Below are 13,932 nucleotides of genomic sequence, written 5' to 3'. Positions count from 1 at the left end.
CGACAGGCCAGTCCGCCCGCTTCGGTGCGCCGGGCACCATCCGGACCGGACGGCCTGTGCTCTGGAATGCTGGAAAGACCCTGCTAAGCTTGCCTTTTTTCCGGGCACCGCCCCGGCTGCGACCAGGGTCGAGGAACACGCATGACCGAAGGTTTGAAGAAGCGCTCCAAGAGCCGGCCCAAAGCGAAGGCCGAGCAAAGAGCCGAAACGATGGAGCAGATATACAACGCCGCGGAGGAACTGTTTTCACGGGCGGGTCTGCATGGCGTCACCCTCAAGGAGGTGGCGCAGAAAGTGGGGGTTCACCAGTCGCTCCTCCACTATTACTTCAGCGACAAGAAAGAGCTGTTCGATGCGGTCATCGCGCGCCGCGCGCCGGTCACCGTGGAACGGCGGCTCGCCGCGCTCGATGCCTACGAGAAGGAAGCCGGGGGCAACCCGACGGTCGAAGGCGCCCTGCATGCGTTTCTGGACCCGGTTCTGGACCTCTTCGCGACAGGTGGCGACGGCTGGCGGAACTACGGCATGCTGGGTGCGCAGATGAGCAATACGGCCGTCTGGGGCGCGGAACTGATGGACGCTCATTTCGACCAGGTCATCATGCGGCTCATCGAAATTCTGCGGCAGGCGCTGCCGGACTGTTCGGATGAGGATCTGTTCTGGGGTTACCACTTCGTCACCGGCAGCCTGATGCTGACCCTCGGCCGCACCGGCCGGATAGACAAGCTGTCGGACGGCCTGTGCCAATCCGACGACTTCGATGCTGTCAGAAAGCGCATGGCCCGCTTCATGGCAGCCGGGTTCCGGGAAATCTGCCAGGCCAGAGAGGCCAGGACGGGATAACTGCCCGATGCGCCTTTGCGCGCCGCCTCCGCCGACCTATCGCTGGTCACATGAAGTCGCAGATCGAAATTGGCACGGATTCGGCCGGGCAAGGCATTTGCGTCGACGTGGAGGAGCTGCTTGCGACGCGATTGCTCGTCCAGGGCAACTCGGGTTCGGGCAAGTCGCACCTGCTGCGCCGCTTGCTCGAACAGACGGCCGGGCTCGTCCAGCAGGTGGTAATCGACCCTGAGGGCGACTTTACCAGCTTGGCCGATGCGTTCGACCATATCGTGATCGATGGCGCGGCGCATTCGGTGCGCGAGATCGAGGCGCTGGCCGGGCGCGTGCGCCAGCATCGCGTCTCGGTCGTGCTGGCGCTGGACGAGCTGGAGGTCGAACAGCAGATCCGCTGCGCGGCGCTGTTCCTCACCGCGCTGTTCGATGCCCCGCGCGAGCATTGGTATCCCGTGCTGGTGGTGGTCGACGAGGCGCAGATGTTCGCCCCTGCCGCTGCGGGCGAGCTGGCCGAGGATACGCGCCGGATGACGCTGTCGGCGATGACCAACCTGATGTGCCGCGGGCGCAAGCGCGGTCTGGCGGGAATCGTCGCCACCCAGCGCCTTGCCAAGTTGGCCAAGAACGTCGCGGCGGAAGCCTCCAACTTCCTGATGGGCCGCACCTTCCTCGACATCGATATGCAGCGCGCCGCCGATCTGCTGGGGATGGACCGGCGGCAGGCGGAGCGGATCCGCGATCTTCAGCGCGGCCATTTCCTCGGCCTCGGCCCCGCGATCAGCCGCCGCCCGGTCGCGGTGCATATCGGCGAGGTGCGCACCGGCGGCAAGAACGCCGCCGAGGGTCTGATGCCGCTGCCCCAAGCCTCGGGTGAGGATCTGGAGGCGCTGCTCCATTCCGAGCTGGCGGAGGAAGCCGCGAAGCCCGCGCCACCGCCCCCTCCCCCGCCGAAACCTGCCGCCGATCTGGAGCAGGCGATCACCGCGCGTGCCGCCGAGCAGGCGCAGCGCAGCGACCCCGGCGAGCACACGGCGAGTGATGAGTCCTCGCCCGAAGATCAGGCACCAGCCGCTCCGCAGGACAAGGAAGCCGCCCTCACCCGCGTCATCGTGGAACTGGCGGCGGAGGAAGGCGCGACCTTCCAGTCTTCCGCCGCGCTGTTCCGCAATTTCGCGCAGCGCTGCCGCCAGCAGGGCGTGCCCAGCGCGCATGTCGACATGCTCGAATTCCGCCGCCTGTTCGCCTTCGCCGCCGCAGGCCTGCACGAGCTGCCGGAAAAGCTGCGCGACACGATCGAGGAGCTGTCGCAAGCCGTCCCCGAAGACGTGCTCGCCCCCTATCTTGCGCTGGCGGTATCGGTCGCGCGGGGTGCATCCGCGCCCGACGAGGACGAGCTTGCGCGCGTTTACGGCACATCCTCGCCCAGCCGCATCCGCCGCCTGCTGGAGCATATGGAGCGGCAGGGACTGATCGTGGTGCGCGAAGAGTTCGGCGGCGGCCGCACGATCATCGTGGTCGGGCTGGAAGATCTGGCGGACGCGGCCGCCGCGTCGTGAGCTAACCCGCTCTTTTTGCAAGGCGGCCATTCTGCACATTTGCGCGGAACAGGCAGGTTCAGGCGCGGTTGATCAGGCAAAGGAGAGTTTCTTACATGCCCATCATCATCCTCATCGCCACCATCCTGCTTCCGCCGCTGGGCGTCGCGCTCAAGCATGGTCTCGGCACGCAATTCCTCATCAGCCTGATCCTGACGCTGATCTTCTATGTGCCCGGCCTGATCTACTCGCTCTATGTGAACTACGCCTAAGGCCATGGCGCGGGAGGATGACGCGAAGGGTCGCCATCGCGCGGTCCCTTCGTCCCGGATCGGAAGGCTGAGCGGCTTCGGCCGGCTCGCTGGCGGTGTCGCCGGCGGAATGCTGGCCGAAGGTGCGCGCCGCGTCGCCTCGGGCGAGCGGGTGCGGATGAACGATCTGGTTCTCACTCCCGGCAATATCGGTCGTCTGACCGAACGCCTTTCGCACCTGCGCGGCGCGGCGATGAAGATGGGACAGATGCTCTCGATGGACGCGGGCGATGCCCTGCCCTCCGAGCTGTCCGAAATCCTCGCCAAACTGCGGGACAATGCCGACTTCATGCCCCCGCGCCAGCTCGACCGGGTGCTGGCGGAGGAATGGGGCAGCGAGTGGCGCAAGAACTTTCGCCGCTTCGAGCCGCGCCCGATGGCCGCCGCGAGCATCGGGCAGGTGCACCGCGCGCTGACCCGCGACGGGCGGACATTGGCGATCAAGGTGCAATATCCCGGCGTTGCGCAGAGCATCGATTCGGACGTCGATAATGTCGCGACCCTGCTGCGCGTGACCGGCCTGCTACCCAAGGAACTCGACATCGCCCCACTGCTGGCTGCGGCGAAGGAACAGCTGCACGAGGAAGCGGACTATCGCCGCGAAGGGCGGATGATGCAGCGCTATGGCGAACTGCTCGCCGGGCACGAGGCTTTCGTGGTGCCGACGCTCGACGAAGAGCTGACCCGCGATCGCATTCTGGCGATGAGTTACGAGGAAGGCCGCCCGGTCGAACAGCTTGGCGACCAGCCGCAGGAGGTGCGCGACAGCGTGTTCGCGGAAGTGATCGAGCTGGTCGCGCGCGAACTGTTCGAATGGGGCCTGATGCAGACCGACCCCAATTTCGCCAACTACCGCTACCGCGAGGCCGACCGGAAGATCGTGCTGCTCGATTTCGGAGCGACTCGCGAGGTCGACGCGCAAGTGCAGCAATCCTATCGCAACCTGCTGCGCGCCGGGCTCGACCGCGACCATGCGGGCGTGCGGCAGGCGGCGATCGATGCGCAATTCATGTCTCCCGCCGTGGTCGAGAAACACGGCGAGGCGATCGACCGGATGATCGACATCATCCTCGGCGAAATGGCGAAGGATGCGCCGTTCGATTTCGGCGACCGCGGCTTCGTGCCCGCGCTGCGTGACGAAGGCTTCGCCATCGCGCAGGACAAGTCGATCTGGCACATCCCGCCCGCCGAGACTTTGTTCGTCCAGCGCAAGGTCAGCGGGACCGCACTGCTCGGCGCGCGGATCGGCGCGGTGGTGAACATCCACGCGATCGTGCGGGATGTGCTTGGGCGGACGGGCGAGGCTTCGCCTTCATCGTAACCCGCTCGCCCTGAGCTTGTCGAAGGGCCGTACTTCTTCTGCGCTGTCAGAAGAAAGAAAGACGATCCTTCGACAGGCTCAGGATAAGCGGACCTTTTAGGGTGCGCTACGAAGCCTGCTCCGCGATCCAGCGGTCGATATGCTCTTCCAGCACATCCAGCGGGACCGCGCCGTTTTCCAGCACTGCGTCATGGAACGCGCGCAGATCGAACCGGTCGCCCAGTGCCTCTTCCGCACGGGTCCGCAACTCGCGGATCTTCAGTTCGCCGATCTTGTAAGCCAGCGCCTGGCCGGGCCAGGTGATGTAGCGGTTGACCTCAGCGTCGATATTCGCCGCCGAGAGCGCGGTGTTATCGGTCATGAAATCGACCGCCTGCTGCTTGGTCCAGCCCTTCGAGTGGATGCCCGTGTCGACCACCAGCCGGGTGGCGCGCCACATCTCGTAGCTCAGCCGCCCCATCTGCTTGGCGGGGGTATCGTACAGCCCCATCTCGATCCCGAGCCGTTCGGAATAGAGGCCCCACCCCTCGACGAAGGCGGTGAAGAAGGTGCCGTTGCGGCGCAGCGGGTGGAGGTCCAGCTCCTGCTGTAAAGCGATCTGCAGATGGTGCCCCGGCACCGCCTCGTGCACGCCGAGCGCGGGCAGTTCCCACAAGGGGCGCTGGTCGAGCTCGGTCAGGTTGACGCGGTAGATGCCCGCCTGCCCGGTCTCCGCAGATCCTGGCTCGTAATAGGCGGTGGTGTTGCCCGGTGCCTGCGCGGCGGGAATCGGAAGAACGGTATAGGGCAGGCGCGGCAGCGTGCCGAAAAGCTTGGGCAGCCAGCCGTCGATGTGCTTGGCGAGCGCGGCGGCGTAGCGCAGGTACTCGTCCTCGTCAGTCATGTAATATTGCGGGTCGGTGCGCAGGTGCTCGATGAAGGCTTCGCGGCTGTCGAACCCTGCTTCCTTCGCAACCTCAACCATCTCGGCCCGGATGCGCGCGACTTCGGACAGGCCCAGCTGGTGGACCTGGTCCGGCGTCATGTCGGTCGTGGTGAAGCTGCGGACGCGATAGGCGTAGTAGTCATCGCCATTGGCGGTTTCGGCGACACCGGGCAGGCCGGTGCGGCATTTTGGCGCGTATTCCTCGGTGTAGAAGCTCAGGAACTCTTCGTAGGCTGGGAACACCACATCGGTCAGCGCGGAGCGGGCGCGGGCCTGCAAGGCTGCCCAGTCGGCTTCCGAAATGGTCGAGGGGCGTTTTTCGAACGGGCGCCAAAAGCCCGATTCTTCGGGGCTGTCCGCCATCTGCCCAGTGATCTGGTCCTCGAAGCCCTCCATAGGCCCGCACGCCTGCGTCAGCCCGCGCGCCACCGCCTCGCGGCTGCGGGCGATCCCGGCTTCGTTCTGCGCGCCATAGGCTTCGAGCCGCGCGACGTAGCTTTCGTAATCGGCCTTGGTGAACAGCGGCGAGCTGTAAGGCAGCGAGGCGATCCAGCTGAACCAGCCGCCGCGATTGGTGAACAGGACATAGCGGGTCTGGTCGAACTGCGCGCCCTCGATCCCGTCTTCGAGCGAGCTCTTGAGGATCGCGTAGTCGACCCGCAGATCCTCGGGCAGAGCGCTTTCGTCGATGGCGTTGAGCCGGGTGAGGAAGGCGCGGTCTTCGGCGACGTTGCGATCATAGGCCGCCATGCTGAGGTCGCCCAGCTGCCCGTCCCCGCGCCGGTCGCCCACCGAGGTGGCGAGCGTGGGATTGTCGTCGAGCATGTCCTGCCACACCTCTTCGCGCAGCACGGTGTAATCCTCGACCGGGCCGGCGGTCAGCGGGCTGGCGATGGTGAGTGCGAGCGCGGTTGCGGCGAACAGATGCTTCATGTGTGTCTCCCCTTGTTAGGGGTGATCTCTATTGCGCAGGCCCGGCTGCGTCCAGTACGCCGGGACCATGGGAACACCCGCCATTCTGTTCGTCTGCCTCGGCACTATCTGTCGCTCTCCGTTGGCTGAAGCGGCGTTTCGCGATGCTGCGGACAAGGCCGGGCTGGACGCCGAGGCCGACAGCGCGGGCACGGCGGACTATCACGTCGGCAGCCCGCCCGATCCGCGCAGCGTCGAGGAAGCCTCGAAGCACGGGATCGACATTTCGGGCTATGCGGGGCGCCAGCTGGTGGTCGAGGACTTCCACCGCTTCACGCATATCTTCGCGATGGATCACCAGAACCTGCGCAATATCGAAGCGCTGCGGCCCGAGGGATCGCGCGCGCATGTCTCTCTGCTGATGGACCTCGTGCCGGGGCGCGAGGGCGCGGCGATTGCGGACCCTTACCATGATGGCGAGGAGCAGTTCGGGGCGACGTGGGAGGATGTCGACGCAGCGGCGCGGGCGCTGGTGGAGCGGTTGGCAGAGCCGAGTTAAACTCCTCCCCCAAGGGAGGGGAGTTGTCCTTACCCACCCCGCAGCGTGCGCACGCCCATGTCGCGCTCCATCAGGTAGAGCAGGATGCGCGCGGCCTCGCCCCGCTCGCCTTCCAGCCCGGCGTCGCGGTCCATCAGCAGTTTCGCATCGGCGGTGGCAGGGTCGAGGAAGCGCTGCATCTGGTCGAGCGTGGCGATCCGGAACGGCGTGTCGCCCGATTGCCGCGTGCCGAGCAGTTCGCCGCCGCCGCGCAGCTCCAGGTCTTCCTCGGCAATGCGGAAGCCGTCCTGCGTCTCGCGCATCAGGGCGAGGCGGCGCTGGCCGGTTTCGGACAGCTGGTTGCCGCGCAGCAGCAGGCAGGTCGACTTCTCGCTCCCCCGCCCTACGCGCCCGCGCAGCTGGTGCAGCTGGGCGAGGCCGAAGCTTTCCGCCTGCTCGATCACGATCAGCGTGGAGGCAGGCACGTCGACGCCGACCTCGATCACCGTGGTCGCGACCAGCAGTTTCGCCTGCCCGCTGGCGAAGCGCGCCATCGCGGCGTCCTTCACCTCGGGGTCGAGCTGGCCGTGGACCATCACCACGGCATCGTCATCGAAGCGCGCCTTGAGCGCTGCGTAGCGCTGCTCGGCGGCAGCCTTCTCCATGCCCTCTTCATCGCGGACCATCGGGCAGACCCAATAGGCCTGCTGGCCGCTCGCGAGATGCCGCCCGACCGCTTCGACCACTTCGGGCAGACGATCCATCCCGACGACGCGCGTATCGATCGCCTGCCTGCCGGGCGGCAATTCGTCGAGCCGGCTGACCTCCATCTCGCCGTAGTTGGCCAGCGTCAGCGTGCGCGGGATCGGGGTCGCGGTCATCGACAGCGTGTGCGGCGGGCGCTTGCCCTTGCCCGTCATCTGGAGGCGTTGCGAAACGCCGAAGCGGTGCTGCTCGTCGACCACCACCAGCCCGAGGTCGCGATATTGCACCGCCTCCTGGAAGATCGCGTGCGTGCCGACCACGATCTGGATGCTGCCATCCATCAGCCCCATCAGGATGCTCTCGCGCGCCCGTCCCTTGTCGCGCCCCGTCAGCAGCGCGACCTCGACCCCGGTGGGCCGCGCCATCTCGCGCAGCGTCTCGAAATGCTGGCGCGCGAGGATTTCGGTCGGCGCCAGCAGAGCCGCCTGTGCGCCCGCCTCGACCGCCACCAGCATCGCGTGCAGCGCCACCACGGTCTTGCCCGCGCCGACATCGCCTTGCAGCAGCCGCAGCATCGGCGCGTCCTGCGCGAGGTCGCCCTCGATCTCGCGGATCGAGCGTTCCTGCGCGCCGGTCAGCGGGAACGGCAATTGGAGCTTGTCGCGCAGGCTCCCGTCGCCTGCCAGCGGACGGCCACGCTTGCGCCGGTTGTCAGCCTTCACCAGCTGCAAGGCCAGCGCATTGGCGAGCAGCTCGTCGTAGGCGAGCCGGTCCTTCGCGGTCTCGTCATCGCGCGCATGGACGCTGCGCAGCGCGTCGGCCCAGGCGGGCCATTTCTGCTGCGCGAGCATACCGGGCTCGATCCATTCGGGCAGGTCGGGCAGCTTCTCCAGCGCCTGCGCCGCGAGGCTCGCCATGCGCGGCTGGGTCAGCCCTTCCGCTAGGCTGTAGACCGGCTCGCGCATCTGGCCGAGGCCTGCATCGTCCAGCTTCATCACATGGTCGGGATGAACCATCTGGAGCATGTCGCCATACCGCTCCAGCTTGCCCGCCACGCGGCGCTTCTCGCCGACGGGCAGCTGCTTCTTGGCCGTGTAGGAAGCGCGTCCGAAGAAGGTCAGCGCTAGGACGTTGCCCGCGCTGTCGGTCGCCAGCACGCGATAGGGCGCGCGGCGCGAGGCACCGGAGCGATGCTCAGTCACGGTCAGCGCGATGATGATCTGCTCCCCCTCGCCCGCCTCGTCGAGCGTTTCGACCGGGCGGCGGGTCACGAAGCGATCGGGCCAGTGATAGGCGATGTCGCGCACGCGCGTGCAGCGCAGCTTTTCCAGCGGCTTCTTCAGCTTGGGGCCGACACCGTCCAGCGTGTCGACCTCGGCAAACAGGGGGTTGAGGATTTCGGGCCGCATGGGACCATCGATATGGCCCAGCTATCGCGTCATTGCGAGCGGAGCGAAGCAATCTAGGGCGTGCCGCTGTGGATTGCCGCGTTGGCTCAGCTGCGGTGCCCCTCCTCGCAATGACGAGTTGAAAGCGATGCGCAGAAAATCTACTTCCCGCCCCATGACCTCCCCCAACTTCGAATCCCGCCTCGCCCGTGCCAAGTTCCGCGCCTGGCACCGTGGCACGCGTGAAGCCGACTACATGATCGGCGGCTATTTCGACCGCTATCACGCCGAATGGAGCGAGGAAGACCTCGTCTGGTTCGAAACCCTGCTCGATTACGACGACGTCGAGATCATGGCCTGGGCGCTCAAGACGCAGCCGATCCCGCCGGAAATGCAGGGGGAGCGGATCGCGGTCATGCAGAAGCTCGATTACGTCGATATTCCCCGCTAGGATTTGGCCCATGCGGGCTGGTGCATTGCGCCACCGCCCGCTAGTCCCACCCCGAACCCCGGCCCCCCTCCTCTTTGCGAGCAGGGGGCTATTTTCGTTTGCGCGGAACACGCACAGCACGGATCGAATTACGCCATAATGCCCGACCTCTCCCGCATCCTCTCCGCCAGACAACCGCTCACCTTCGCCAATCTTGCGCGGGGGAGCCAACCGCTGGTGATGGCCGATCTCGCCCGCGCGGCCGACAAGCGCGCGGTGTTCGTCGCGCCGGACGACAGCGCGATGCGCGCGGTCGCGGATGCGGCGCGCTATTTCGCGCCCGAGCTCAGCGTGATCGAGTTCCGCGCGTGGGACTGCCTGCCCTACGACCGGGCCAGCCCAGCGCTGTCGATCAGCACCCAGCGGCTTTCCGCGCTGCATCGCCTGCAGGCGGAGAAAGGCGCGCCGCAGCTGCTGGTGACCACCGCCAACGCCGTTGTCCAGCGCATGCTCACCCCGTTCCGCATCCGCGAGGCCGTGCGCGAGCTGAAGCCGGGCGTGCATATCGGGCACGAGAGCCTGACCCAGCTGCTCCAGAAGCAGGGCTACAGCCGCACCGACACCGTGATCGACGCGGGCGAATTTGCTGTGCGCGGGTCGATCTTCGACATCTTCCCCTCCGGACTCGAACAGGGCCTGCGGCTCGATTTCTTCGGTGACGAGCTGGAGAGCCTGCGCCTGTTCGACCCGAACACGCAGCGCACCACCGGCACGCTCGACAGCTTCCTCCTGCTGCCCGCCTCCGAAGTCCTGCTCGAAGACGCGACGATCAAGCGTTTTCGCGCAGGCTATCGCGAGCGGTTTGGCGCGAATGCCACGCAAGACCCGCTCTACGAAGCGGTCAGCGAAGGGCGGCGGCAGGCCGGGATGGAGCACTGGCTGCCTCTGTTCGAGGAGAAGCTGGCGACCCTGTTCGATCATCTGGGCACCAGCGATCCGGTGGTGATCGATGTCGGCGCGCTGACCGCGTTCGAGGAGCGGCTGAGCGACATCGCCGAATACCGCCGCACCCGCACCGAAACCGCGGGGCAGAAGGCGGGCAGCTATCGCCCGCTCGACCCGCAGGCGCTTTATCTCACCGAAGACGAGATCGGCACCGTGCTTGATCAGCGCCCGGTCCACCGCGCGACCGGGTTCGACGAGCCCGAGAGCGACAGCGTGATCGATTTCGGCTTCCGCTCTGCCCGCGACTTCGCGCCCGAGCGTGCGCGCGGCGACAATGTGTACGAGGCAGCGGCCGAACACTTCAAGAAGCTGGCCAAGGCAGGCAAGCGCCCGCTGCTGGCCGCCTATTCCAAGGGCAGCCGCCAGCGCATCGCCTCGATCCTGGGCGAAGCGGGCACCGAGCTGGCGCTGGCCGAAAGCTGGCAGGATGCGCTGGGCAAATCCGCTAAGGGTTCGCCCACGGCGATGATCCTCCCGCTCGACAGCGGCTTCGCGAGCGAGAATATCGAACTGGTGACCGAGCAGGATCTGCTCGGCGACCGGCTGGTCCGCCGCCGCAAGAAACGGCGCGATTCGGATGCCTTCCTCAGCGAGCTACAGGCGCTGTCGCGCGGCGATCTGGTGGTTCACACCGAGCACGGCATCGGCAAATATCTCGGCCTCGAACCGGTTACCGTGGGCAAGTCCAAGCACGACTGCGTGATGCTGCAGTACAAGGGTGGCGACAAGCTCTACATCCCGGTCGAAAACCTCGAAGTCCTCTCCCGCTACGGCAGCAGCGAGGATGCGGTCATGCTCGACCGATTGGGCGGCGAGGCATGGCAGAAACGCCGCGCCCAGCTGCGCGAGCGCATCCGCGAGATCGCCAGCGAGCTGATGCGCACCGCCGCGCAGCGCGCGCTGAAGAAGGCCCCCGTGCTGGAGGCCGATCACGCCAGCTACAACCAGTTCGTCGACCGCTTCCCGTGGGAAGAGACCGAGGATCAGGAACGCGCGATCGCCGACGTGCTGGGCGATCTGGAAAGCGGCAAGCCGATGGACCGCCTCGTCTGCGGCGATGTCGGCTTCGGCAAGACCGAGGTTGCGCTGCGCGCGGCCTTCGTCGCGGCGATGGGCGGCCAGCAGGTCGCAGTCGTCGCACCGACCACCCTGCTCGCGCGCCAGCATTTCCAGCATTTCTCCGAGCGGTTCGCCGGCTTCCCGCTCAAGATCGGGCGGCTCAGCCGCCTCGTCTCGGCCAAGGAAAGCAGCGAGACGCGCGATGCGCTGGCCGACGGCACGATGGATATCGTGGTCGGGACCCACGCGATCCTTTCCAAGTCGACCAGGTTCAAGGATCTGGGCCTCGTGATCGTCGACGAGGAACAGCGTTTCGGCGTGACCCACAAGGAGAAGCTGAAGCAACTGCGCGCCGACGTGCACATGCTCACGCTCACCGCCACGCCGATCCCGCGCACGTTGCAGATGGCGATGACCGGCCTGCGCGAGCTTTCCACCATCCAGACCCCGCCGGTGGACCGCCTCGCGGTGCGGACCTACGTGATCGAGTGGGACGACATGGTGATCCGCGAAGCGCTGCTGCGCGAACATCATCGCGGAGGGCAGAGCTTCATCGTGGTGCCGCGCATTTCGGACATGGACCCGCTGCTTGAATGGCTGCACGAGCATGTGCCCGAGGTGAAGGTGGTACCCGCGCACGGCCAGATGAGCGCGTCCGAGGTCGAGGACCGGATGAGCGCGTTCTACGAGAAGAAATACGACGTGCTGCTGTCGACCACGATCGTCGAAAGCGGGCTCGATATCTCGAGCGCCAACACGATCATCATCCACCGCGCCGACCGCTTCGGCCTTGCCCAGCTCTACCAGCTGCGCGGGCGCGTGGGTCGCGCGAAGCTGCGCGCCTATGCCTACCTCACCACTCCTGCGGACGAGGCGCTGTCGGAGGTCGCGGAGAAGCGGCTCAAGGTGCTGAGCGATCTCGACTCGTTGGGCGCGGGCTTCCAGCTCGCCAGCCACGATCTCGACATTCGCGGCGCGGGCAACCTGCTGGGCGACGAACAGTCGGGCCATATCCGCGAGGTCGGCTTCGAACTCTACCAGTCGATGCTGGAGGACGCGATCCTCGCCGCCAAGGCGGGTGAGATGGGGCTGGAGAAGCCCGCGGAGGATTTCAGCCCGCAGATCACCGTCGATGCGCCGATCATGATCCCCGAGGAATACATACCCGATCTGGCTGTGCGCATGGCGCTCTATCGCCGTCTCAACCAGGCGAGCGACAAGGCGGAGATCGAGGGGCTGGCGGCCGAGATGATCGACCGCTTTGGCGAGCTTCCGTCGGCGACGCAGAACCTCGTCCGCCTGATCGAGATCAAGCATCAGGCGATCGAGGCGAATATCGCCAAGATCGACGTCGGCGCGCGCGGCACGCTGGTCACCTTCCACAAGGACGATTTCCCCGATCCGGTGGGCCTGCTCGCCTATGTCGACAAGCGGGCCGAGGCGGTGAAGCTGCGGCCCGACATGAAGCTGGTCGTCAACCGCGCCTGGGGCGATCCGCAAAGCCGCCTCAACGGTCTGTTCCAGCTGACCAAGGGCCTCAGCGCGATCGCCAAACGCGCCGGGAAGAAAGAGAAAGCGCCAGCCTAGGCTTGCCCGCTCGCCAGCGCGAGGAACTCCTCGTGCGGCAGCGGGCGCGCGCGCAGGAAGCCCTGGTACGCGCTGCACCCTTCCTCCAGCGCAATTGCGCGCTGCGTCTCGTCCTCGACCCCCTCAGCGATCACCGCCAGCTCCAGCGCGCGCGCCATGGCGATCACCGCGCGCAGCACCGCGCGGTCACGCGCGCTTTCTGCCACGCCATCGAGCATGATCCGGTCGAGCTTGATGAAATCGAGCGGCAGGTATTTGAGATATCCGAAATTGCAGAACCCCGCGCCGAAATCGTCGAGCGCGATCCGCATCCCCGCTTTGCGCAAACGGCCAAGCGAGCGCGCCGCAAGGTCCAGATCGCCCAGCAACGCCTGCTCGGTGATCTCCAGCGTCAGCCGCGCGGGGTCGACGCCCCGCTCCTCCACCATCCGCAACAGGTCATCGGGAAAGCGCACCACCGCCAGATCGGCGGCGGTGATGTTGATCGAGCATTTGAGCCCCTCGGGCCAGTCCCGCACCGCATCCAGCGCGGCCTCGATCACCTTGCGGGTCAGCTGCGTGGTCAGGTCGGCGCGCGCGGCGATCCGCAGCAGCGCTTCGCCGCCGATATCGCCTAGCAGCGGCTGATCCCACCGCACCAGCGCCTCCGCCCCGATCAGCGCATCGTCGGCGAGCGCGAATTGAGGCTGGAAGCGCAGCGAGATCGCCCCGCGCTCCAGCGACCGCCTCAGCTCCGCCTCGATCTGGCCGACATCGAACCCGGCGGGGGCCAGATCGCGGTCGATCCACACGATCCTGCGCCCGGACTCCCCGCGCAGCGTGATCTGCGCATCGCCGAGCCGGGAGAGAACCGTGGTCGGATCATCGCCCGACAGCGCGCGGATCAGCGCGATATGCGGCCATAGCTGCGGCATGCCCGGCGCGCTGCCCGCCATCGGCTGCGCAACCCCGTCGGCCAGCGTCTCGGCCAAAAACTGCCACCGCTCCCGGCTACACTTGTCGCGCGTGGCGAGCAGGAACTTGCCGCCGTCGATCCGCGCGACCAGCCATGATGCCCGCGCGAACTCGTCCTGCGCGAAATGCGCCATGCGCCGCCCGACCTCGCCCAAGGCATAGTCGCCCGTCTGCGCCCCGTGGGCCAGATTGACGCTATCGAACCGGCCCAGCACCAGCAGCATCGCGTGGACCCGCGCCTCCCCCTCGGCGAGCCACATGCCGAGGATCTCGCGCGCCTCTTCGGTATCGACAAGCCCTGTGAGGCGCTCGCTCGCGGGATGTTCCGTCGGACTCATCGGCGCCTTATCGCAAGGCCCCGCGTTTTGGGGAAGCCTGCAAGCTGCGCTTGTCCCACCAATCGCCAGGTTGCATTGCCAAGC

At 66.7% G+C, this 13,932-nt stretch carries 10 protein-coding genes; 7 read left to right on the top strand and 3 right to left on the bottom strand.

Going from position 1 to position 13,932, the window contains the following annotated elements; all coding sequences use genetic code 11:
- Positions 1-141 precede the first annotated feature (141 nt).
- From KYN89_RS02525 to KYN89_RS02510, 4 genes are all read left to right on the top strand, one after another.
- Positions 142-843: a TetR/AcrR family transcriptional regulator gene (locus KYN89_RS02525; RefSeq protein WP_248284948.1), complete on the top strand. Its 702-nt coding sequence runs from the start codon at positions 142-144 to the stop codon at positions 841-843.
- A 50-nt stretch (positions 844-893) separates the two neighbouring features.
- Positions 894-2,396, top strand: coding sequence for a helicase HerA domain-containing protein (locus KYN89_RS02520; RefSeq protein ID WP_222823657.1), 1,503 nt, complete (start codon positions 894-896; stop codon positions 2,394-2,396).
- 95 nt (positions 2,397-2,491) lie between these two features.
- On the top strand, positions 2,492-2,647 hold the full coding sequence (locus tag KYN89_RS02515) for a YqaE/Pmp3 family membrane protein (protein WP_010237714.1): 156 nt from the start codon (positions 2,492-2,494) through the stop codon (positions 2,645-2,647).
- A 4-nt stretch (positions 2,648-2,651) separates the two neighbouring features.
- Positions 2,652-4,007, top strand: a complete 1,356-nt coding sequence (locus KYN89_RS02510; protein ID WP_222823656.1) for an ABC1 kinase family protein — start codon at positions 2,652-2,654, stop codon at positions 4,005-4,007.
- A gap of 106 nt (positions 4,008-4,113) precedes the next feature.
- Here KYN89_RS02510 and KYN89_RS02505 read toward each other — a convergent pair whose 3' ends face one another.
- Positions 4,114-5,865 carry a DUF885 domain-containing protein gene (locus tag KYN89_RS02505; RefSeq protein ID WP_222823655.1) on the bottom strand — a complete coding sequence of 584 codons (1,752 nt, stop codon included), beginning with the start codon at positions 5,863-5,865 and terminating at the stop codon, positions 4,114-4,116.
- A gap of 67 nt (positions 5,866-5,932) precedes the next feature.
- Between KYN89_RS02505 and KYN89_RS02500 the strand changes: the two genes are divergently transcribed.
- The gene (locus tag KYN89_RS02500) at positions 5,933-6,403 is read left to right on the top strand and encodes a low molecular weight protein-tyrosine-phosphatase (RefSeq protein ID WP_222823654.1); all 471 of its coding nucleotides are present in this window, start codon (positions 5,933-5,935) and stop codon (positions 6,401-6,403) included.
- Positions 6,404-6,432: 29 nt separating this feature from the next.
- On the opposite strand, the gene recG is transcribed toward KYN89_RS02500, so the two are convergent.
- On the bottom strand, positions 6,433-8,496 hold the full coding sequence (recG, locus tag KYN89_RS02495) for an ATP-dependent DNA helicase RecG (protein ID WP_222823653.1): 2,064 nt from the start codon (positions 8,494-8,496) through the stop codon (positions 6,433-6,435).
- Between the two features lie 154 nt (positions 8,497-8,650).
- On the opposite strand from recG, the gene KYN89_RS02490 reads away from it, so the two are divergent.
- The gene (locus KYN89_RS02490; RefSeq protein WP_222823652.1) at positions 8,651-8,926 is read left to right on the top strand and encodes an FAD assembly factor SdhE; all 276 of its coding nucleotides are present in this window, start codon (positions 8,651-8,653) and stop codon (positions 8,924-8,926) included.
- A gap of 138 nt (positions 8,927-9,064) precedes the next feature.
- Positions 9,065-12,556, top strand: a complete 3,492-nt coding sequence (gene mfd / locus KYN89_RS02485) for a transcription-repair coupling factor (protein WP_222823651.1) — start codon at positions 9,065-9,067, stop codon at positions 12,554-12,556.
- On the opposite strand, the gene KYN89_RS02480 is transcribed toward mfd, so the two are convergent.
- A complete protein-coding gene (locus KYN89_RS02480; protein WP_222823650.1) occupies positions 12,553-13,848 on the bottom strand; it encodes a bifunctional diguanylate cyclase/phosphodiesterase in 1,296 nt (431 codons plus the stop codon). The genes mfd and KYN89_RS02480 overlap by 4 nt on opposite strands.
- Positions 13,849-13,932 lie beyond the last annotated feature (84 nt).

It is taken from the genome of Alteriqipengyuania abyssalis, assembly GCF_019857185.1.
Classification (GTDB): domain Bacteria; phylum Pseudomonadota; class Alphaproteobacteria; order Sphingomonadales; family Sphingomonadaceae; genus Alteriqipengyuania; species Alteriqipengyuania abyssalis.
This window is presented reverse-complemented; position numbering and strand designations above follow the sequence as displayed.